22 protein-coding genes are annotated in these 21428 nt (G+C 64.9%); 15 read left to right on the top strand and 7 right to left on the bottom strand.

The window, feature by feature from the left end; genetic code table 11:
• Positions 1-46: 46 nt before the first annotated feature.
• Positions 47-865 (bottom strand): sulfotransferase family protein, encoded by an 819-nt coding sequence (locus J5474_RS11585; protein WP_209361082.1) that lies wholly within the window; start codon positions 863-865, stop codon positions 47-49.
• 154 nt (positions 866-1019) lie between these two features.
• On the opposite strand from J5474_RS11585, the gene J5474_RS11580 reads away from it, so the two are divergent.
• On the top strand, positions 1020-2597 hold the full coding sequence (locus J5474_RS11580; RefSeq protein WP_209361081.1) for a DUF5928 domain-containing protein: 1578 nt from the start codon (positions 1020-1022) through the stop codon (positions 2595-2597).
• Positions 2598-2656: 59 nt separating this feature from the next.
• On the opposite strand, the gene J5474_RS11575 is transcribed toward J5474_RS11580, so the two are convergent.
• Positions 2657-2917 (bottom strand): hypothetical protein, encoded by a 261-nt coding sequence (locus tag J5474_RS11575; RefSeq protein ID WP_209361328.1) that lies wholly within the window; start codon positions 2915-2917, stop codon positions 2657-2659.
• A gap of 283 nt (positions 2918-3200) precedes the next feature.
• On the opposite strand from J5474_RS11575, the gene J5474_RS11570 reads away from it, so the two are divergent.
• The 5 genes from J5474_RS11570 (at position 3201) to polA (ending at position 9160) form a co-directional block, all read left to right on the top strand.
• Entirely contained in the window at positions 3201-4520 is a 1320-nt protein-coding gene (locus J5474_RS11570) for a hypothetical protein (protein WP_209361080.1), read from the top strand.
• A gap of 139 nt (positions 4521-4659) precedes the next feature.
• Complete coding sequence (locus tag J5474_RS11565) at positions 4660-5028, top strand: HIT domain-containing protein (protein ID WP_209361079.1); 369 nt, start codon at positions 4660-4662, stop codon at positions 5026-5028.
• 148 nt (positions 5029-5176) lie between these two features.
• Positions 5177-5356 (top strand): zinc-finger domain-containing protein, encoded by a 180-nt coding sequence (locus tag J5474_RS11560; protein WP_209361078.1) that lies wholly within the window; start codon positions 5177-5179, stop codon positions 5354-5356.
• A gap of 54 nt (positions 5357-5410) precedes the next feature.
• Complete coding sequence (locus J5474_RS11555; protein ID WP_209361077.1) at positions 5411-6241, top strand: hypothetical protein; 831 nt, start codon at positions 5411-5413, stop codon at positions 6239-6241.
• A 114-nt stretch (positions 6242-6355) separates the two neighbouring features.
• Positions 6356-9160 carry a DNA polymerase I gene (gene polA / locus J5474_RS11550; RefSeq protein ID WP_209361076.1) on the top strand — a complete coding sequence of 935 codons (2805 nt, stop codon included), beginning with the start codon at positions 6356-6358 and terminating at the stop codon, positions 9158-9160.
• A gap of 93 nt (positions 9161-9253) precedes the next feature.
• Here the strand turns inward: polA and J5474_RS11545 are convergent, their stop codons facing one another.
• The 3 genes from J5474_RS11545 to nth form a co-directional block, all read right to left on the bottom strand.
• Positions 9254-10450 carry a S8 family serine peptidase gene (locus tag J5474_RS11545; protein WP_245216406.1) on the bottom strand — a complete coding sequence of 399 codons (1197 nt, stop codon included), beginning with the start codon at positions 10448-10450 and terminating at the stop codon, positions 9254-9256.
• Positions 10451-10642: 192 nt separating this feature from the next.
• Entirely contained in the window at positions 10643-11632 is a 990-nt protein-coding gene (locus J5474_RS11540; RefSeq protein ID WP_209361075.1) for an adenosine kinase, read from the bottom strand.
• A complete protein-coding gene (nth, locus tag J5474_RS11535) occupies positions 11629-12273 on the bottom strand; it encodes an endonuclease III (protein WP_209361074.1) in 645 nt (214 codons plus the stop codon). Before nth ends, J5474_RS11540 begins: the two co-directional genes overlap by 4 nt.
• 140 nt (positions 12274-12413) lie before the next feature.
• On the opposite strand from nth, the gene J5474_RS11530 reads away from it, so the two are divergent.
• Both J5474_RS11530 and J5474_RS11525 read left to right on the top strand, forming a co-directional pair.
• Positions 12414-13283, top strand: coding sequence for a peptidoglycan recognition protein family protein (locus J5474_RS11530; protein ID WP_209361073.1), 870 nt, complete (start codon positions 12414-12416; stop codon positions 13281-13283).
• Between the two features lie 151 nt (positions 13284-13434).
• The gene (locus tag J5474_RS11525; protein WP_209361305.1) at positions 13435-14268 is read left to right on the top strand and encodes a methylated-DNA--[protein]-cysteine S-methyltransferase; all 834 of its coding nucleotides are present in this window, start codon (positions 13435-13437) and stop codon (positions 14266-14268) included.
• Positions 14269-14319: 51 nt separating this feature from the next.
• Here J5474_RS11525 and J5474_RS11520 read toward each other — a convergent pair whose 3' ends face one another.
• Positions 14320-14619, bottom strand: a complete 300-nt coding sequence (locus J5474_RS11520) for an SH3 domain-containing protein (RefSeq protein ID WP_209361072.1) — start codon at positions 14617-14619, stop codon at positions 14320-14322.
• A 374-nt stretch (positions 14620-14993) separates the two neighbouring features.
• Between J5474_RS11520 and J5474_RS11515 the strand changes: the two genes are divergently transcribed.
• The 3 genes from J5474_RS11515 to J5474_RS11505 all read left to right on the top strand — a co-directional run bounded on the left by J5474_RS11515 (position 14994) and on the right by J5474_RS11505 (position 17120).
• Positions 14994-15656: a YiaD family glycine zipper/OmpA-like lipoprotein gene (locus tag J5474_RS11515; protein ID WP_209361071.1), complete on the top strand. Its 663-nt coding sequence runs from the start codon at positions 14994-14996 to the stop codon at positions 15654-15656.
• 88 nt (positions 15657-15744) lie between these two features.
• Positions 15745-16320, top strand: a complete 576-nt coding sequence (locus J5474_RS11510) for an NADPH-dependent FMN reductase (RefSeq protein WP_209361070.1) — start codon at positions 15745-15747, stop codon at positions 16318-16320.
• Positions 16317-17120 (top strand): HTD2 family dehydratase, encoded by an 804-nt coding sequence (locus J5474_RS11505; protein ID WP_209361069.1) that lies wholly within the window; start codon positions 16317-16319, stop codon positions 17118-17120. Before J5474_RS11510 ends, J5474_RS11505 begins: the two co-directional genes overlap by 4 nt.
• Positions 17121-17193: 73 nt before the next feature.
• Here the strand turns inward: J5474_RS11505 and J5474_RS11500 are convergent, their stop codons facing one another.
• Positions 17194-17886, bottom strand: coding sequence for a sugar transferase (locus J5474_RS11500; protein ID WP_209361068.1), 693 nt, complete (start codon positions 17884-17886; stop codon positions 17194-17196).
• 879 nt (positions 17887-18765) lie between these two features.
• On the opposite strand from J5474_RS11500, the gene J5474_RS11495 reads away from it, so the two are divergent.
• The 4 genes from J5474_RS11495 to lptB are packed head-to-tail and all read left to right on the top strand — an operon-like array spanning position 18766 to position 21283.
• Positions 18766-19380 (top strand): ribonuclease D, encoded by a 615-nt coding sequence (locus J5474_RS11495; protein WP_209361067.1) that lies wholly within the window; start codon positions 18766-18768, stop codon positions 19378-19380.
• 6 nt (positions 19381-19386) lie between these two features.
• Positions 19387-19998: an LPS export ABC transporter periplasmic protein LptC gene (lptC, locus tag J5474_RS11490; protein ID WP_209361066.1), complete on the top strand. Its 612-nt coding sequence runs from the start codon at positions 19387-19389 to the stop codon at positions 19996-19998.
• Positions 19995-20507 carry a lipopolysaccharide transport periplasmic protein LptA gene (gene lptA, locus J5474_RS11485; RefSeq protein WP_209361065.1) on the top strand — a complete coding sequence of 171 codons (513 nt, stop codon included), beginning with the start codon at positions 19995-19997 and terminating at the stop codon, positions 20505-20507. Before lptC ends, lptA begins: the two co-directional genes overlap by 4 nt.
• Positions 20504-21283 (top strand): LPS export ABC transporter ATP-binding protein, encoded by a 780-nt coding sequence (gene lptB / locus J5474_RS11480; protein ID WP_209361064.1) that lies wholly within the window; start codon positions 20504-20506, stop codon positions 21281-21283. Before lptA ends, lptB begins: the two co-directional genes overlap by 4 nt.
• Positions 21284-21428 lie beyond the last annotated feature (145 nt).

The following is a 21428-nucleotide window of genomic DNA, read 5'->3' as shown; positions in this document are numbered from 1 at the left end:
TGGAAAGTCCGCCCCGCCTCCGAGTGAGGGCTTCGGCCGGGCCGCGTCAGTCGCCCAGCTTTGCGTGCACCTCGTCGAGGTCGATTTCCCCCACCGGCATCTTGTTGCCCGGGTTTTCGAAGTCGTACTTGAACAGCTCGAAATCGCGTTTGTAGATTTCGTAGACCAGATGTTTCGACAGGTCGTCGAAGTAGTCCTCGACCGGATGCGCACGTTTCGGCCCGTGGCCCTCGCTTTCGTTGAACCGAGGGATGGTCGCCAGATCGAGACTATGCGGTGTCTGGATGCTGTCCAGGACCTCCTGCATCCCCGCGTTGAATTTTTCGGTCCAGAAGATCTTGTCGTAGCGCCCGCCGTTCACGATGAAGGTACTTACGTGCCCGGACATGGCCGACCAGTGGATGTCCGGGTCCATCGGGCGGCGCCAGCGGATGGTGTCGCGGGCGAACAGCAGAAACCGGCGGAACGACCGCACCTGGTCGAATTCCTCCTTGCCGTCATCGCCGCCAACCTCGACGCCGTATTTCTGCATCAAGAGCGGTACGAGATTGCCGCGGTAACGTTTCCCGTTGCGCTGGATGCCGCAAATCTTGTCGAAGAACGACGAGAGGATGCGCGTGTAAGGATTGCGCACGCAGGTGAAAGCGTAGGAGGTCCGCGCCTTCACGTTGGCCTTGATCTTCGGCTGGCTGTCCTCGATCGCCCATTTATGCATACCGGCAGTAGCATCATGGATGTCGCCGTCGTAGAATTCACCGTGATCGGAATAATACAGGATCTGGCCGATGGTGGAGCAGGCGCATTTCGGGACGACCCGGTACACCACGCTCTCGCTTTCGGTCATCCACGTTCCGGGAAAACCCATAGTGCCCTGCCTCTGGCCTGATCTGTTCTTGTCGCCTCTGGCCCGCCACGCGGGCGTGCGGCGCCAAAAAACCAAAGTTTTCAGGTTTATTCAACGTCCGTTCACCTTTAATAGCAGAACCGATACAATAAGATCGAGGCAGACCGTTTCCTGAATGGCGAAAATTGCCTTCATCCTTCTGTGTCACAAGGACCCGGACGCTATCATCCGCCAGGCGCGCAGCCTGACTGCGGCGGGCGACTGCATCGCCATTCACTTCGACGGCAATGCCCCTGCGCGGGACTACGCACAGATCCGCGCCGCCCTGGACCCGGACCCCAACGTCACCTTCGCCGCGAAGCGTCTGAAATGCGGTTGGGGGGAATGGTCGCTGGTCGCCGCCACGCTGAAGGCGGTGGAGGCCGCGATCGACGCCTTTCCGCGCGCCACGCATTTCTACATGCTTTCGGGCGACTGCATGGCGATCAAGTCCGCCGAATACGCGCATGATTTCCTCGACCGGCATGACCGCGACTACATCGAAAGCGTCGATTACTTCGAATCCAGCTGGATCAAGACTGGCTGGAAGGAAGAGCGCCTGATCTACCGCCACTGGTTCAACGAACGCAGGCAGAAGCGCCGCTTCTACGCGATGTTCAACCTGCAAAAACGGTTTGGCCTCACGCGAAAGATCCCGGCGGACATCGACGTCATGATCGGTTCGCAATGGTGGTGCCTGCGCCGCCGCACAATCGAATGGATTCTGGACTTTGCGAAGATGCGCCGCGACGTGATGCGCTTTTTCGCCACGACGTGGATTCCGGACGAGACCTTCTTTCAGACGTTGGTGCGCCACCTTGTCCCGGAAACCGAGATCGAGAGCCGCACGCTCACCTTTCTGATGTTCACCGATTACGGCATGCCAGTCGCCTTCTACAACGACCATTACGATTTTCTGCTTGGGCAGGATTTCCTTTTTGCGCGCAAGATCAGCCCGGAGGCGCTGGAACTCAAGCACCGCCTCGGGGTGCTTTTTTCCGCCAGGGGGGCGACCTTCGAAATCACCAACGAAGGCAGCGCCCTGTACAAGTTCCTCACCGGCAAGGGCCGCGTTGGCCGCCGTTTTGCGCCGCGCTTCTGGGAGAAAGAAAGCTCGCTCGGGCGCGAGCGTGAACTGCTCATCGTTGTCTGCAAGAAGTGGAACGTCGCCAGGCGGCTGGTCCGGCAGATCAGCAAGTCGACCAACATTCCCTGCGTCGAATACCTCTTCAACGACGAGGCTTGCGCGCTTCCCGACCTTGGCGGCATCCAGTCGACCATGGCCAAGCGCCACCGCCACCGTGTGGCCCTGCTGCGGATGCTGTTCGACCATTACGACTCCGACCGTCTTCTGGTCTGCATCGACCCGTCCAGCCTTGACCTGCTGGAGGATTTCGACCGCGATCGGTCCACAACCCGAATTCTCGAGATAGACTGCCAGTTTTCGGAGGATTACCTGATACGCCATGCGATCCGCGCGGGACTTGCTGGCGACCGCACCCCGCGTGAGACCATCGCCGGGCTGCTGCCCACGGTGCGCGATGACCTCCTGCACGAAAGCGACCGCATCCGGGACGCGGGGCTGGATCACCACAACCGCATCCGCGAGACCGACCAGGCCGAAGCCAACGCCCGTGTCCTCGCGGATTTCCTCACTGCGCCGGAAAGCGTGGCGCAGGACATCGTGACGCTCGACGACCTCTTCGCCGACTGATTACCGATTGCTTTCCCGACGGGCCGGAGGTGGGACGGGGCCGCGACCCCGCCCCGGCGTCATTTCTTCTCCGTCTTGTCCCGCTCCAGCCGCGCCGCGCGCAGCTCTGCGGTGCGGTCCGCGCGCTGACGGTTTTCCGTGTCGATGATGTCGCGCGCCGCGGCGGAAGTCTTGTCGAGCGCCGTGCGCGGAGCTTGCCCCGTCGCATCCTTGAACAGGCCATCACCCGGCTTGCGCCCCGTCGCAGAGGCGGCCTCCGTCATCCGCGCCGCCAGCAGGTCTTCGAGGTCCCGGCTCATGTGATCCGTACCCGCGGCCATGTCCCGGCGTTGTCTTTTGTCATGATGTCCTCTCCCTCTTTCAGCGCTACCCGCGATATACGGCAACCGGGCCGGTCGGTCCGAAAAGCAGGCTGTGGCCGAGGTCGGAGACAGGATGCGCTCGAATAACGTAGCAATTCCAATATAGGTACGGGGCGCGAAAACTCAACGCGGTTCCGCGCCTGCGGCCCCGTCGTGCGTGAAAATATTCCGAACGGAATCAATCTGTGGTTGCCGGAACGATGGGCTGATGGCAGGCTGCGCGCATTGGAGGACCTCATTCATGAAACCCGTACTTGCCCCGCTTGCTCTCATCCTCGCCGCCACCGCCGCGCAGGCCCAGACCATGACAGAGCGCCTTGATCCCGATCAGGCGGTTCTGGCCGCCGCCGACTGCCTGCACGACTGGACGATGAAGCCTTTCGACCAGCTTGCCTCGGACTGCGTCGATATCGCCTTTTCCGACAACCTCTACTTGCGCGAACTCTTCGCATGGGTCGTTTTTGCCCGGGTTACCGAATTGATCCCCGACAGCGACGGCCCCGGCATGAATGACACCGGGCAGGCGCCTTTGTGGATGTCCTGGGCCACCGACCCGGAAACCTTCGACCCCGCGCCGCAGGACGGCAAGAACACTTTGGCCGCCTTCAACTTCGACGCCAGGGAGCCGCGTAACCAGATGCGGCCCTCCACGGAGGAGAAGGATTTCGCCCGCATGACGCTCTCGGAGGAAGAGCCCACGCATATCTCGACCGAAGACCCCGATGGCGCCAACGAAGAGGTCAACCGCAACCAGATCGCCTATGACTACCTGATCGCAAACGGCCTGACGACAAAGGCCGGGGTGGCCACCTTCTTCGAAACCCACGACACCGTGGAAATGCCGGTCGGCTCGATCGAACTCAAGGCGTCCTGGCTGCAGGTCACCGACGGCAGCCCGGCCCCCGAGGGCGCGCTGACCTTCCCGTTTCAGGGTGGCACATACTGGTGGCGCGGCCTGCACATCATGATGAAGATGCGGCCGCTCGACCACAGCAGCCCCTACGACATCTTCTATTCAGAAGACCCGAGCTGGTTCTGGTCCACCTTCGAATTCAACAACAACCCCGGCACGCAGCATGTCCGTGATGCGCTCATCACACAGCGCGCGCCGCTCGATCCCGCGCTGATCGAACGGCTTCTGACCGACATGAAATCCGAGGGCTTCGGCTTCGAAAACCTCGCGCCCAATGGCACGCAGATCCGCTTCACCGTCGATGGCAGGGGGGAACCTGTGATCCTCGGCCATACCAACATGGAGGACTTTGCCGGGAAGTGGAACACCGCGCAGCCCTATAACTGGGTCGCCTTCGAAGCCAGCTGCCATGGCTGCCACGCCACCGCGTCCTACCGCCCGAACCCGGAGTTCAAGCGCAACCCGGCGATCAAGAATCCCTGCAAGGACGACTGGGAAAAGGCGCCGGTCTTCTTCCCCTTCAGCGTGCCGGTGGGCAAGCTCCATCCCGGCTACAACATGCAGGACGCCTGCAGCGAGGTCGCCTATCTCGGGCAGGGCTTCATGCCGCTCGACTTCATGTGGCCCATCGCGTTCCAGACGAAGTGAGGGTCGCAAGCTTTTCGACGAAGTGCTTGCCCGCGTGAAGATTTCTCTCTCGGGAAATCTTCACGCCCGCTCCGGCGGTGTGCTTGCGTCCGGCGCCAATTCCGCTTTTGGTGTCGGCAAACCGGAACGGAGCACCCCCATGGCCTACGCCTATGACGACCAGAACATCTTCGCAAGGATCCTGCGCGGCGAGATTCCCAACAAAACCGTGCTGGAGACCGAGCATTCGCTCGCCTTTCGCGACATCGCCCCGCAGGCGCCGACCCATATCCTCGTTATCCCGAGGGGCGCCTATGTCTGCTTCGACCACTTCGCACACGCGGCCACGGATGCGGAGATCGTCGACTATGTGCGCGCCGTGGGCGAAGTCTGCCGTATGGAAGGGCTCGAAGCGGACGGCTGGCGGCTGATTTCCAACGCCGGGACGAACGGCGTGCAGGAGGTGCCGCACCTGCACGTCCATATCCTCGCCGGGCGCAGGCTGGGCCGGATGCTGCAACCGGCATGACGGTCGCGCGCCATGCGCCGGCGGCCGGTCGCAGCGGCGCGTCCAGCCGCACGGCGGCAATCAACCATGGCGCGCCGCGCGCTCTTGCCCCGGCGCGCGGCTTCCCGCATAACGCCATGGACCAGCATTCCGCCAATGAGGGACCGACATGACCACGCAGGCACCCGAAACCCGCATTGTCCAGGCCTACCGCATCCCTTGCGACGGCGGCGAGGGCGCGCTGGGCCATCCCCGTGTCTGGCTTCAGATCCCGCACGACAAGGGCTATGTCGAATGCCCCTACTGCGACGCAAAGCTCGTCCACAAGGATTTCGAAGGCAAGGTCTGACCGTCCCGGCCAACCGCCCAGCCGCCCAGCTATAACCAGTTCCGCGTAGACAAGATGGCTGAAACGAACTCACGAGTTGTCGTCTCCCTGACGACGATTCCATCCCGTGCTGCAACACTGCGGCGGACAATCGACAGCATCTGGGCGCAGGACCCCGCGCCCGCTGCGATCGAGGTGAACATCCCCCGCGAGTACAGCAGGCGTTCCATGGGCCGTCTCGATGTGTCGGACCTTCCGAAGAACTGCGATGTGCAGGTCGTGGATCGCGACTACGGCCCTGCGACCAAGATTTTGCCGACGGTGGCGCGTCATCGGGGTCAGGACGTACGGCTTGTCTATGGGGACGATGACCGGATTTACGGGCCCGGCTGGCTGGCGCGCCTGCTCAGCGCCTCCGATGCACATCCCGACGATGTCATCACGGAGCGCTGGGTTTCGTCCCGCGCGAAGGAAAACCGCTACCGCTGGGGGCGGAAGGGCGCACTGTATGTTTTTCTCCGCAAGGCCAGCTTCGGGCGGTTCGAGCCTTTGGGGCGTCACTTCGTTCATGATATCGCCGAGGGCTGTGGCGGCGTTCTCATTCGCCCGCATTTCCTGGGGGACGAGGCGTTCGACATCCCGGACATCCTGTGGACCGTGGACGACGTGTGGTTATCGGGCCATTTTTGGGCAAACGGTCACCGCGTGATCCATAGCGGTGTCGCATTCGGTGACACGGCGCAGGACCTCGTGGAAGAAGACGTGAATATCCGCGACCTCGACGCGCTGTATCTTTATGAAACGCAAGGACACGGGCGGCTTGCGGCAAATGCCGCCTGCATTCGTTACATGCGCAGACGATACGGTGTCTTCGCGGGTCCCCGACGGAACAGGACAGACCGGTAATCCCGGTGGCTCGGCCCAACGGCCAATGGAGTCCGGCCCACGCGGGAGAAGCCCACTGGCACCCGCGCGCCCGCCATGGCACACACGTCCGCGCACAGCATGGAGCGATGGATCATGGCGACGAAATTCGGCAAGGGCTGCCACCTGCATCTGATCGACGGATCGGCCTATATCTTCCGGGCCTTTCACGCCCTGCCGCCGCTGACGCGCAAATCCGACGGGCTGCCCATCGGTGCCGTTTCGGGCTTTTGCAACATGCTGCACCGCTACGTGGAGGACAACCATGGCCCCGACGCGCCGACCCACGTCGCCGTGGTCTTCGACAAGGGCAGTCACACCTTCCGCAACGATCTTTATGATCTCTACAAGGCCAACCGCGAGGCCATGCCCGAGGAACTGCGTCCGCAGATCCCGCTGACCCGCGAGGCGACCCTTGCGTTCAACATCGCCTGCAAGGAGATCGAGGGCTTCGAAGCCGACGATATCATGGCGACCCTTGCGCGTCAGGCCCAGGAGGCGGGCGGGCGCGTGACGATCCTCAGCTCCGACAAGGATCTGATGCAGCTTGTGGGCGACGGGATCGAGATGCTCGACCCGATGAAGAACCGCCGCATCGACCGCGAGGGCGTGATGGAGAAATTCGGCGTCGGCCCTGAGCGCGTCGTCGACGTGCAGGCGCTTGCCGGCGACTCGGTCGACAATGTTCCCGGTGCGCCCGGCATCGGGATCAAGACCGCCGCTCTCCTGATCAACGAATTCGGTTCGCTGGAGGAACTGCTCGACCGCGCCGAAGAGATCAAGCAGCCAAAGCGCCGCCAGACCCTGATCGACATGCGTGCCCAGATCGAGCTGTCAAAGCGGCTGGTGCAGCTCGACGAAAAGATGGCGCTGCCCTTCACGCTAGACGATCTGGAGGTACGGGAACCCGACCCCGAAACCCTGCTGGCCTTCCTGACGAAGATGGAATTCCGCACCCTGACCAAGCGCATCGCGGAGAATGCCGGGATCGAGGCTCCTGCCATCCCCGAAGCCGCGACCGCCCGTGTGCAGGACCAGGCCCCCGACTGGCCCGCCATCGATACCGCCTCCTATGCTTGTATCCAGGATGTGGAGACGCTGACCGCATGGATCGCGCGGGCGGCGGACCTTGGCACGCTCGCCGTCGATACGGAAACGACCGGCCTCAATGACATGACCTGCGGTCTCGTCGGCATCAGCCTTGCCGTCGCGCCGGGGGAGGCCTGCTACATCCCGCTCGCCCACCGGGCCGAAGGCGCGGGTGACGGGCTTTTCGCCTCCGACGCCCTCGCGCCGGGGCAGATCCCCATGGATCAGGCGCTGGCCCTGCTGAAACCGCTGCTGGAAGACCCGGCGGTGATGAAAATCGGCCAGAACATGAAGTACGACGCAAAGGTCTTTTCCCGCTACGGGATCGAGATCGCGCCGATCGACGACACGATGCTGATGTCCTACGCCATGCACGGCGGTCTGCACGGGCACGGCATGGACACTCTGGCCGAACGCTACCTCTCCCACACCTGCATCCCGATCAAGGACCTGCTTGGTTCCGGCAAATCGCAGGTCACTTTCGACCACGTGCCGCTGGACAAGGCCACGCAATACGCCGCCGAGGATGCCGACGTCACCCTGCGCCTCGCGCTGACGTTCAAACCGCAACTGCATACAGCCCGCGTGACCCGTGTCTATGAGACCCTCGAACGCCCGCTCGTCCCCGTCCTGAAGGCCATGGAGATGCGCGGGATCAAGGTCGACCGCGACGTGCTTTCGCGCATGTCCAATGCCTTCTCGCAGAAGATGGCCATGCTGGAGGAAGAGATCCACGCCCTCGCCGGAGAGACCTTCAACGTCGGCTCCCCCGCGCAGCTGGGCGATATCCTCTTTGACAAGATGGCGCTCCCCGGCGGCAAGCGCGGCAAGACCGGCAAATATTCCACCCCCGCCGACGTGCTCGAAGACCTTGCCACGGAACACGACCTGCCGCGCCGCGTGCTTGACTGGCGGCAACTGTCGAAACTGAAATCCACCTACACCGACGCCCTGCAGGAACATGTGAACCCCGACACCGGCCGTGTACACACCTCGTATTCGATCGCAGGCGCTGTCACCGGGCGCCTCGCCTCCAATGAACCGAACCTCCAGAACATCCCGGTCCGCTCAGAGGAGGGCCGCCGCATCCGCGAGGCCTTCATCGCGCCGGAGGGGCACAAGCTGGTTTCCCTCGACTACTCCCAGATCGAACTGCGTATCCTTGCGCATATGGCCGACATTCCCGCGCTGAAGCAGGCTTTCCGCGACGGGCTGGACATCCATGCGATGACCGCCTCCGAGATGTTCAACGTTCCCCTGGATCAGATGACACCCGACATCCGCCGTCAGGCGAAGGCGATCAACTTCGGCGTCATCTACGGCATTTCGGGCTTCGGCCTTGCCCGCAACCTCCGCATCCCGCGGGCAGAGGCGCAGGGCTTCATCGACCGCTATTTCGACCGCTTCCCGGGCATCAAGGCCTACATGGAACAGACGGTGAAATTCGCCGAGGAACACAAGCGCGTCGAGACCCTGTTTGGCCGGGTCATCAACACGCCGGAGATCGGCGCCAAGGGACCGCGCGCCGGCTTTGCCAAGCGTGCGGCGATCAACGCCCCGATCCAGGGCACCGCCGCCGACATCATCCGCCGCGCCATGATCCGGATGCCCGATGCCATCGCGACCCTTCCGGCCAGGATGCTCTTGCAGGTACACGACGAACTGATCTTCGAGGTCGAGGACGGCGCGGTGGAGGACCTTATCGGCGTGGCCCGCGACATCATGCAGGGCGCCTGCGATCCGGTGATAAAGCTCGACGTGCCGCTGGTGGTCGATGCCGGGCAGGGCATGACCTGGTCAGAGGCGCACTAGCCCGCAGGCTCCGTTCCGGGCCGTTCATCCGCATCGCCATTTTGGCGAACGGCGGCTGGTGGAGGGGCAGGGAAGGGGGGCTGGGCCTCCGGCTCAGTCCAGCCGCGCGCGCGGCGCCTGCACAAGTCCGAAACCGCAGTCGAGGATGGTCTGACCGCGGCGCAACCCCTTGCGCGTGGCGGTGGAGATCAGCTTGGCCGCGAGGCTGCGCGCGGTCACCGCCTCGCGTTCCGCGCGCATGACCTCCGCCCAGAGCGCGGCGACCCCCGCCGCATGCGCCATTGCCATGGAGGTGCCGTTCAGCGTCTTGATCCCGCCGCCAAGGCTGGCCGATACGATGCCCACCCCCGGTGCCACCAGCGCGGGTCCGACGTTGCAAAACACCGCTGGCACCAGCCCCGGATCCTCCTCGGAACCCGGCCCGCAGGCGCCGATCGCCATGACGTGTCGCGCCGCAGCCGGGGCGGAGGCCGCCGTCTCGAAATCCGGAGAGATCACCCTCAGGCTGTCGTTGCCGATGGCGCCCAGCAGCAGCGGCCCGCCGGTGGCGCACATCATCTCCATCATCAACTCGAAGATACGCAGGTTGCCGCGATAGGCGTTCACCGCCGCCGTGGTCGCCTGCACGCGCGGGTAGCCGTCGCGGGTCAGCACCTCCACCTGCGCCGCGATGTCGAAACTCAGGGCAAAGGCGATAATGTCGGCCTGCTCCCGAAACGCCCAGAGCACCGCCCTGAGGAACCCGTCCGTCCGCCCGAAACCGTTGTCCGACAGCACCTTGCCCACCTTGAGGTCGGTGATGCCGCGTGCCACGCCGATCCGCGTGCCGCCCTGATCGCGGCCCAGCAGCGTGCCGGCCAGATGCGTGCCGTGTCCATTGGCGTCGCTGAGGCCGGTGCCGACGAAATCCTGTCCCGTGATGGTCACCCCGGCAAAGGCCGGGTGCGCCTTGTCAATGCCGGTATCCAGCATCGCCACCCGCACGCCCGCGCCGGTGCTCTGGGTCCAGTCGGCGCCAATGGCGCGCGCGCCCCAGCCCGGCACTACATCGGTGCTGCGCAGGTCGTCGAGTGGCTCCGGATTGACGATGCGCGTCGGCATGGCGGGCGCCACGGTCAGCACGCTGGGGTCCCGCATCAACTGGCGCAGCCCGGCGGGATCGACCTCGACAACTTCCAGCATCGGCTCCGCGGGGATCTCGGGGCGCAGCGGGGCGACCGAAGCCGCCAAGGGCACCGCGGGCCGACGCCAGTTGTCGGTCCGGTCGCGCAGGACAATGATACGAGACATCCAATCTCCGGGAGGAATAACTTTGCCGCCGAAGGCTACTCCCTCCTCCCCGGAAACCGGAAGATGGCTAACGTGATTATTCCGTTAATAAGTGGAAGGTCGCCGTGAATCGCTTCACGGCATCCCTCCTTGGGGGGGCAGATATTGGGCCAGACCTCAGGCCAGACCTCAGGCCAGACCTCGGGCCAGACCTCAGGCCAGCCCGGCCGCCTTGAACAGGGCGGAGACGCTCGCCTCCGGGCGTGGGCCCATGTGGCCGATCACCTCGCCCGCCGCCATCGACCCCATGCGCCCGCAGGTTTCCATGTCGCGTCCCGTGACCAGACCATACAGGAACCCGGCGGCGAACTGGTCGCCCGCGCCGGTGGCATCCACCGGCACTACCTTTTTGACCGGCACGTCGGTGCGCACCCCGTCCTTCACGATGGTCACCCCGTCGCCGGACCGCGTGCAGATCACCAGCGGGCAGATCGCGCTGACCGCCGCAAGATCGGCCTCAAGGTCGTCGTTCTGGTACAGCGACCGGATCTCCGCCTCGTTGCCGATGACGAAATCCATCTCGTGCTCGATCAGCCGCAGGAAGTCCTCGCGGTGGCGTTCCACGCAGAAGGGATCGGAAATCGCGATCCCCGCCTTGCCGCCCGCCGCCGTACAGGCGCGCGCGGCCTTCAGGAAAGCCTCTTTCCCCTTGTCCTTGTCGAACAGGTATCCTTCGAGAAAGATCACCTCCGCATCGGCCGCAACGGACTCGTCGACGTGCTCCGGCCCCAGTTCCGAGGAGATCCCGAGATAGGTGTTCATCGACCGCTCGCCGTCCGGCGTGACAAAGATCATCGAGCGCGAGGTCGGCAGTTCCGCCCCCGGTTCCGGTGCATTGACGAATGCGATGCCCTCGTTGGTCATTGCATCGGCGTAGAACCGCCCCAGCGCGTCGTCCTTCACCCGGCCAAAGAACGCCGTCCGCAGCCCAAGCGCGCCCGCACCCGCCACAGTGTTGGCCAGCGATCCGCCCGGCGTCTGCACCCGGTTGCCCATCGCGCCATACAGTGTCTCGCCCCGCTCGCGTTCGATCAGCTGCATGATGCCCTTCTCGATCCCCATGTGATCGAGAAAGCTGTCGTCCGCCCGCGCGATCACGTCCACGACCGCGTTGCCGATTCCGGCCAGCTGGTACTTTTTCATTCCGTCTTCTCCTCGAAGGGACAGAGGTCCCGTATCAGGCAGGCCTTGCACTTCGGTTTACGCGCGACACAGATGTAGCGCCCGTGCAGGATCAGCCAGTGATGCGCGTGTTGCTGGAAATCCACCGGGATGTTGTCCTCGATGGCGCGTTCGACCGCGACCACGTCCTTGCCGGGGCAGATCCCGGTCCGGTTGCCGACGCGAAAGATATGCGTGTCCACCGCCTGCGCCGGGTAGCGCCACCACATGTTCAGCACCACGTTCGCCGTCTTGCGCCCGACGCCGGGAAGCGACTCCAGCGCCGCACGCGAACAGGGCACCTCGCCGCCGTACTCCTCCACGAGGATTCGCGACAGCTTGATGACGTTCTTCGCCTTGTTGCGGAACAGCCCGATCGTCTTGATGTGCTCGATCACGCCCTCTTCGCCCAACGCCAGCATCTTCTCCGGCGTGTCGGCGATCTGGAACAGCTTTTCGGTCGCCCGGTTCACGCCCGCGTCCGTGGCCTGCGCCGACAGCGCCACCGCCACCACCAGCGTATAGGCGTTGACGTGGTTCAATTCGCCCTTCGGCTCCGGCTCCGCATCGCGGAAGCGGGTGAAGACCTCGCGCAGCGTATGATAGTCCATCTGCTTGACCATGGCGCGCTTCTGCCCGCTTTTGCCCCGTCTGACAAGCCGGGCCACCACAGCCCAAAGTTGAAAATTCCCTCCGCTCTGCTAGGCTCGCGCCATTGCTTTCGCGTTTTTCGCCTCTCCGTTTGCCAAAGGGATTTCCCGCGATGCCCGACGAGCCGCAACTCGACCTGTCCGAACTGAGCGCTGAGGACAGCAAGGCGCTCTACCGGATGCGGTATCGGCTCGACCTGTGGAAATGGCTGATCGGCACCGTGGGGTTGACGCTGCTGACCTCCATCGTCTCGTGGCACTTCCAGACTCGCGAAGTCCGCCTCGAAGAGGCCCGCTTCGCCCACGAACGCGAATTGCAACGGCTTGAGTTCGAGCAGAAATACCTCGGTGAATTCCTGCAGTTCGCGCTGGTCGAAGACCTCGCCAGCCGGTTGCGCTTCGCGCATTACTTCGCCGCCGTTTCAACCAATCCCGAACTTCAGGCCAAATGGAAAGCCTACTATGACGACATCGCCACCTCCGTCCCGCAGGACGAAGAGGCCACACGGATCGGTGGCATCGACGCACTGACCGGACGGCAGATCACCCGTATCTGGGTGGGGGCGGAGGCCGACGCCACCATGTCCGACTTCCGCGCCTACCATGTCGATAAACTCGGCTGGGCCGACATCGGCTTCCACTTCTATGTCGCGCTCGATGGCTCGGTAAAGCTCGCCAGGCCGGTGGGCCGCACCCCGGCCTTCGTGCTGAACCACAACGCGGGTGCCATCGCCATTGGCGTCGCCTGCGACGGCTGGACTGTGCCGGACGAAGATCCCGCCGAGGGCTATACCTGCATCCTCACACCCCGACAGCGCGAAACGCTTCAGACGCAACTGGCAAAACATCTTTCGGATCATAACCTTGACCCCTCCGTGATCGGCAAGCGCTCCGACTATCGCCCCGTCCCCGACCGGCTCGGGTCCCAGATCAGCGAGATGCAGGACGCCCTCCTCGGCGCCCGTCCCCGCCGTCCGCTCTGACCGCCCCCCCCAACCGCTCCGCCGGGGCGCCGCCCCGGTCCGCGCCCCCAAAAAAGCGCATGTTTCGGGCTGCGCGGGCGCCGTTTCCCGGGCTATCCTTCACCCAAAGGAGACACCCGTGACCGACACCCAAAGCTATCATTACGCCGTCATGGGCCGCGCCATCGAGGCGGTCGACCGCCTCGGGCCGCAGGCCAGCCTCGACACCCTCGCGGCGGAGATGAACATGTCCCCGGCGCATTTCCAGCGCCTCTTTACCCGCTGGGCCGGGGTCTCGCCGAAACGCCTGCAACAGTATTTCACCCTCGGCCACGCCAAGGCGCTGCTGGAAAACCGCTTTACCACGCTCGACACGGCCCATGCCGCCGGCCTCTCGGGCGGAGGACGGCTTCACGACCTGTTTCTCAGATGGGAGGCGATGAGTCCCGGCGATTTCGCCAAGGGGGGCGCAGGGCTGACGATCTATTGGGGCTGGTTCGAAAGCCCCTTTGGTCCGGCGCTGGTCATGGGCACGGACAAGGGGCTCTGCGGGATCGGCTTCGCGGCCGAAACCACGGCGGAGCACGCCATGAGCGATCTTTCAGGGCGCTGGCCCCGGGCGACCTACGTGGAGGACCCGATACGCCTGCGCCCCTGGGTCATGGCGGCCTTCGGCCAGACGGACCAGGGTCCGGTACCGCTCTACCTGATCGGCGCGCCCTTCCAGATCAAGGTCTGGGAGGCGCTGATGCGCATCCCCACCGGGCACGTCACCACCTATTCCGAAATCGCCCGCAGCATCGGCCACCCAAAGGCGGTTCGCGCCGTGGGCACCGCCGTCGGGCGCAATCCGGTCAGTTTCCTGATTCCCTGCCACCGCGCATTGCGCAAGTCAGGCGGCTTGGGCGGTTACCACTGGGGGCTGCCGGTCAAACGCGCGCTGCTGGCCTGGGAAGCGGCGCGGGTGGATGCGGAGGACGCGCCGCCCGCTCGCCTGGAAGCCTGATCCGGCGTTGGGGCGGCACGGGGCGGCGCTCGCTGCCGTCCGCCGAAGGGGTCAGCGCTGGCGGATATAGGCTTCGGAGACGTAGCCGCGCAGCGCGGGCGCCCGGTCGAAGGCCACGTCGCACCACGTTGTCGCCCCCGCCCGCTCGCAGGAATACACCCGCAGGATCGCCCCATTCGGCAGTCCAACCAGCACGACGAAACCGGTGCCCGGCCCGGCGCGCATCTTGAGCATGTCGCCCTCCTCGACGCCGAAGACCTCGTATTTCCCCAGCCAGGCCGCCTCCGCCTTTCCGGTCATGGCGGCCCCCAGCCCGATGGCGGCCAGCGCCGCCAGCACTGCCTTGCGCATTGCTTTCTCCTGTTTTTCTGCCTCGCCCCAGACTACCGTCCGGAGTGGCGGGAAGGAAACCGGGTGACGCGCGGCTCCGTGCCCCCGGGGACAGGCATTTGGGCCTTTGGGGTGGCGCATCCGGCGGGAAGTTGCCGCATATGGCGCGCGTAAAAATGGTTAACATACTGTAAATGCTATGGGTTTCGCGACGAAACCTCGCCTTGTGGTGGAGGGTGGCGAATTGCCGCCAAATTCCGCGACAGGGGCGATTTTCTCGGGAACCTTTCGCCGGGCTGTGGCATTAAGCCTTCAGGACAGCGCCGCGCCCGGGATCACCCGGCCGGACCTTGATGCCAGACTGAATAACAAACGACCGAGAGGCCAGAGATAGAATGATCCGTTCCGCACTGATGCTTTCCACTGTCGCGATGCTGGGCCTGACCGCCTGCACCACCGGCCCGATGTTCGACGAGAACGACCCCAACCGCCAGGCCAAGACCGGCGCGCTGGTAGGGGCGGTCGGCGGGGCCGTCGCGGGTCGTCTGGCCGGGGGTGATGATGTCGGCGAGCGCAATCGCGCCACCGTGGCCGGGGCCGTCCTGGGCGCCGCCGCCGGTGCTGCCATCGGCAACCAGCTCGACAAGCAGGAAGCCGAACTGCGCCAGCAGCTGGGCAGCAACGTCGGCATCCGCAACACCGGCGACCGTCTGATCGTCACCATGCCGCAGGACATCCTCTTTGCCACCGACAGTGCGACGCTCTCGGGCGGACTGCTGGGCGACATCAAGGACGTGGGCGCTTCGCTCCTGCAGTACCCCAACACCACTGTTCAGGTTATCGGCCACACCGATTCCGATGGTGCAGCGTCTTACAACCAGAACCTGTCGCAGCGCCGGGCCCAGTCCGTGGCGAACGTGTTCCTGTCGCAGGGCGTACCCTCGGGTCGCGTTCAGGTCATTGGCCGCGGCGAGGATCAGCCCATCGCGACCAACCTCACGGCCGAGGGTAAGCAGCAGAACCGTCGCGTGGAAATCGTGATCCTGCCGAACGCCTGATCGCATCCGCTTTAAAGTTCCGGAAAAGCGCCGCCTTGCCGCGGCGCTTTTTCTTTGGATAGTGCGCAGGGCACGGACAGGAGATCTCATGACTCAATTAACGCTCGTCGGCCTCTGCGGATCGCTGCGCGCCGCATCTACCAATCGTCTGCTGTTGCAGGAGGCCGCACACCGCTTTGGTCCCTGCACCTATTCGGAGCTCGACATCCGCTTTCCGCTGTTCGATGCCGACATGCAGGCCGACCCCGGTATCCCGGCGGAGGTATCGCAGGCCGCCCGGGCGATTGCCGACGCGGATGCGGTGATCGTTGCCTCGCCCGAATACAACAAGGGCATCTCCGGTGCGCTGAAGAACGCGCTCGACTGGATCAGTCGCACCCCCGGCGCGCCGTGGCGGGACAAGCCCGTGGCGCTGATGTCCGCCGCCGCCGGTGCGGCGGGCGGGCCCCGCGCGCAGGCGATGACGCGGCTCTGTCTGACGGCCTTTCGACCGCTGTTGCTGCCCGGGCCGGAGGTCATGGTGGGCAACACCTCAACCAAATGGGACGCCGGGGGCCGCCTGACCGACGCCACGGGGATCCGCCTGCTGGATGAGCTGATGGCCGACCTGCGCCGCGCCGCCGAAGCCCATGCCGCGCGACCGAAGATGGACACCGACACATGACCGAAGTCCAGCCGCAACGCACGCAGGTCGATGCGATGGACCCGGCCCGCGCGCAGGCTCTGATGGCGACGCTGGGCCTGTCCGGCACCATCGCGGCGGGCGATCCGCTGCCGCCGTTCTTTCATCAGGTATATTTCTGGGATGCGCGTCCGCCGGAGGCGTTGGGCCGTGACGGCCATCCGCGCACCGGCGACGACCTGATCCCGGACCTCGGGTTGCCGCGCCGCATGTGGGCGGGCGGGCGGCTGACGTTCCACGCGCCGCTGCGCGCCGGGATACCGGCGGAACGGACCTCGACCAGATTGTCGGTCGCGCGCAAGCAGGGGCGCAGCGGGGCGCTGGGATTTGTCACGCTGGAGCATCGGATCACGCAGGGCGGCGCGCTCTGCGTCGTCGATACGCAGGATCTGGTCTACCGCGAGGACGCCGCGCCCGACGCGCCGCGCCCCGTGCCGCCACAGGCGCCGTTGGACGAGGCCGCGCGGGAGGTCCTGCGCTTCGACACGACCCAGCTGTTCCGCTACTCGGCGCTGACTTTCAACGGTCACCGCATCCACTACGACAAAGCCTATGCCCGCGAGGTCGAGGGCTATGACGGGCTGGTGGTGCACGGCCCGCTGCTGGCACAGCGCCTGATGCTGATGGCGGCGCGCGACGGGGCGTTGAAGGCGTTCAGTTTCCGGGGCAGCGCGGCGCTGATGCACCATGAGCCGGCAGAGTTGTGCCGGCGCGGGGGCCAGATGTGGGTGCGCGGGCCGGATGGACGCCAGGTGATGACGGCAGAGGTCGCCTGGGTCTGACGATGTTGCCGGATACGGACGGCAAAAAGCTCCGCGTGATCCGGCGGGGCTTTCTCATCTCAGGGGCGTGACCTTAGTAGCCGGTGCCGTCGATTACGACGCGCACTGTCTTCAGCAGCACCTTCAGGTCGGTAAAGAGGGAGAGGTCGCGCAGGTAGGCGGAGTCGAAACCGGCACGCTCGGCAAAGCTCGATTCATTGCGCACGGAAGTCTGCCAGTATCCGGTGATGCCCGGTCGCAGCGAGTAATAGGCCGTGCCGGGGTAGATCGCGCGCTGCGACAGCATCATCGGGCGCGGGCCGACCAGCGACATGTCCCCGGTCACCACGTTCCACAGTTGCGGCAGCTCGTCGATGGAGGTCTTGCGGATCAGTCGCCCGATCCGGGTTATGCGCGGATCGTGGCGCAGCTTCTGGTCGCGGTCCCACTCGGCGCGGGCCTCCGGGTTGCTGGCGAGGTGGTCCTCAAGCAGGCGGTCGGCGTCTGGAACCATGGAGCGCAGTTTCCACATGCGGAAGCTGTGGTCGTTCCGGCCGACGCGGGTCTGCCGGTAGAACGGGTTGTGCCCGTCGCAGGCCACCAGCAGGGCAAAGACGAGGGTCAGCAGCGCCGCCGGCAGCGCCAGAAGCAAGACGATTCCCACATCCAGCATACGCTTCATGCTGTCGCGGTAGGGTGTGGGGCGCGCGCCGACAAAAAGCGCGTCGTCGATCAGGGTCTCGATGCTCGATGCCGTTGGCAGCGGCTGACGTATGTGTAGTGTCAAGATGACCTCCTTCAGTCATGCGTGACGGAACGGGACTGGTCTGGTTCGACGCCTGTGGTCGGGCGATGTTGTCGGGCATGGCTCCGCCGGGGCGCGGACACGCGCCCTTGCGTCAGGGCAGCGGATGCCCCGTGCTCAGTTCACCGATGGATTTCCAAGGCAGTTCGCAGCAGACGTACCCATTGACTCCCGTAATGGAAGCACCAACCCCCAAGTGCCGTTTTGTGCGGATTGCGGCGACACTGTGACGAACCCGCGCGACCTCTTCGTTATGCCCATCTGCCCTGTTTCCGTCAATAAAGGCTTGGCAATACAGGTTTGGGTTGAATGCTCCGTGTTTGCAGCGTGTTGGTGTTGTCTGTGTGGCAGCGTTCAACCGTTGCGACAATGGCGCCAAACGGCAGAAAATCCGCGCATTGGCGTCATGTCGACCCGAATGGGAGGGGGGCGAGATCGCAGTTTCGCGCCAAGTAGCGTTTCCTGCTCTGGGCCAAATGTGGGCGAGAGCGGGAATCGTTCGCCATTATAAGTCGAGTAAAGGGAAATGGGGATTGGCGGGCAGATGGGCTGCGCGCGTAGAGTGCGGTGTATGTCCGGGCGGAAACGGTTTACTTCAAAATTGGAAACGATCTGTTTTGAACAATTTCAGCGCGAACGGTTTTGCTCACGAAATGTTACAGATGGCGTTTGGGGTGCGCAGGGGGTGCCCGAATCGCACCGCTCAAGGGTCGCATTTGCGCCTCAAATGCGTCGTCTTGCGCCTTATTCCGGCGAATCGACAGGCGGAATGTGGCAACGCCCCGTTGGCGGGCGCGGTTGATCCGGCAGCGTGCGGGGGATATGTCCCGCACGAGAGTTTCACCCGGACGGAGCGGGATCATGGCGAACCACCTGTACCAGCGCGACCTTCCGGAGGGGCTCGACCTCGGGCCGGTCGTGGCCATCGACTGCGAGACCATGGGGCTGAACCCGCACCGCGACCGGCTGTGCGTGGTGCAACTGTCGGGTGGTGACGGGCACGCCCATCTGGTGCAGATCGCGCAGGGCCAGACGGAGGCTCCGAACCTTGCCCGTCTGCTGCGCGATCCGGCCGTGCTGAAGCTGTTTCACTACGGCCGTTTCGATATCGCCGCGATGTACAATGCCTTTGGCGCGCTGGCCGAACCGGTCTGGTGCACAAAGATCGCCAGCCGCCTGGTACGGACCTACACCGACCGCCACGGCCTGAAGACGCTGACGCAGGAGTTGCTGGGTGTGGATATCTCGAAGCAGCAGCAATCGTCGGATTGGGGCGCGGCGGAGCTGACCGGCGCGCAGCTGGACTATGCCGCTTCCGATGTGCTGCACCTGCACCGCCTGCGGGAGGCGCTGACCGCGATGCTGGACCGGGAGGGGCGGCTGGAGATGGCGCAGGCGTGCTTCGACTTCCTGCCGATGCGGGCGCGGCTCGACCTGGCGGGCTGGGCCGATACCGACATTTTCGCGCATATGTGAGCGGCAATGCGCGGCGACGGCCTCTATTCCCGCGTGATCGCCTGGCTGAAGGTGGTGCTGCCGCTGGCGGCGCTGGCGCTTTTGTCGACGCTGTTCCTGTTTTCATCCGGGCGCGACCCATTGGAGAACGTTCCCTTTGCCGACACGCTGGAGGGCGGCGGAACGATCCTCGAGGGGGTCGCGGCGCCGCAATATTCCGGCACGACACAGAGCGGCGACCTGCTGACCATGACGGCAGAGCGCGCCCGCCCGCTGCAGGGCGGTGACATCGCCGCCGATGCGCTGGTGGCGCAGTTGCGCATGAAGGACGGCAGCGCCATCGACCTGACCGCGACGCTGGGCACCCTGCGCAACGGTGAGCGGCGCATTCATCTGGATCAGGGCGTGATCATCACCAACAGCCTCGGTTACCGGCTGGAAACCCAGGCGCTGGTGTCCGACATCGACCGCACCGCTGCCGAAAGCCTCGCCCCCGTTCAGGGCGAAGGGCCGCTGGGCACGCTGGAGGCGGGCAAGATGCAGATCCTTCCGGCCGACGCGGATGGCGCGGTGCAAATGCTCTTCACCGGCGGCGTAAAGCTGATATACCAGCCGCCAGCAAAGGATAATGACCCATGACCCGAGCCATTCTGACGGCGCTGTTCCTGACCCTATCGATGGGGCTTCCGGCGCCGGGGCAGGCGCAGGGCACCGAGGTCGCATTCGGCAATGGCATGCAGCAGGACACCTCGGCCCCGGTGGAGGCCACCGCCGATGCGCTGTCCGTCAACCAGAAGGATGGCACCGCGCTGTATACCGGAAACGTAGTCATCGTGCAGGGCGAGATGCGGCTCGCCGCGCCGCGCGTGTTGGTCGTGTATTCGGAGGAGCAGGGCAAGATCCAGCGCATGGAGGCGACCGGCGGCGTTATCCTTGTCAGCGGCACGGAGGCCGCGGAGGCCGAGCGCGCCGATTACGACATTTCGAACGGCACCGTGGTAATGACCGGAAATGTGCTGCTGACGCAGGGGCCGAGCGCGGTCACGTCGGAGCGCATGGTGGTGAACCTCGAAACCGGAACCGCCAATATGTCGGGCCGTGTGAAAACGGTGCTGCAACCGGCTGACGATCAGAAGGCCAGCCAGTGACCCCGGCGCAAGACAGGACGTCGCGCCCGGAGCTGACCGTGACGGAGGGCGACAGTGGACTGCGCGTGAACCACCTGCGCAAGGCCTATCGCAAACGCGTCGTCATCCGCGACGTGACCATGCGCCTGGACCGGGGCGAGGTCGTGGCGCTGCTGGGTCCGAATGGATCGGGCAAGACGACCTCCTTCTACGCCATCGCCGGGCTGGTGAACCCGGACGCGGGGCAGGTGTTGATCGATGGGCGCGATGCCACCTACCTGCCGATGTATCGCCGCGCGCGGATGGGCATCGGCTACCTGCCGCAGGAAATGTCGATCTTTCGCGGTCTTTCGGTGGAGGACAACATCGGCGCGGTGCTGGACATCGCGGAAAAGGACGCGCATCGCCGCCGCGAGCGGCTGGAGGAGTTGCTGGGCGAGTTCTCCATCGAGCACCTGCGCCGCGCGCCGGCGCTGGCGCTGTCCGGCGGGGAACGCCGCAGGGTGGAAATCGCCCGCTGCCTTGCTGCCGATCCGAAGTACCTGCTGCTGGACGAACCCTTCGCCGGGGTGGACCCGATCTCCGTCGGGGATATCCGGCATCTGGTGGCGGATCTGAAAACGCGGGGGCTGGGTGTATTGATCACCGACCACAACGTGCGCGAGACGCTGGAGCTGGTCGACCGTGCCTATATCCTTCACGATGGGCAGGTGCTGATGTCCGGCACGCCCGAAGAGGTTGTGCAAAATGAGAACGTGCGCCGCGTCTACCTCGGCGACAACTTCCGGCTGGCCTGATCTGGCCTGATCCGGCCTGATCCGTCCTGATCCGGGCGAAGGGGTCTGCGAAAGTGCGGGCGCGCCTGACACGGTCGGGCAGGTTCGGGCCCCCGTTCCGGCCCCCGTTCCGGCATGGTCTGACGCGTGCTGGCCGTCCCTCGGC

The organism is Sagittula salina, from assembly GCF_017813235.1.
In the GTDB taxonomy this organism is placed as follows: domain Bacteria; phylum Pseudomonadota; class Alphaproteobacteria; order Rhodobacterales; family Rhodobacteraceae; genus Sagittula; species Sagittula salina.
The sequence above is the reverse complement of the archived record's forward strand: the minus strand, read 5'-3'. Positions and strand labels throughout refer to the sequence as shown.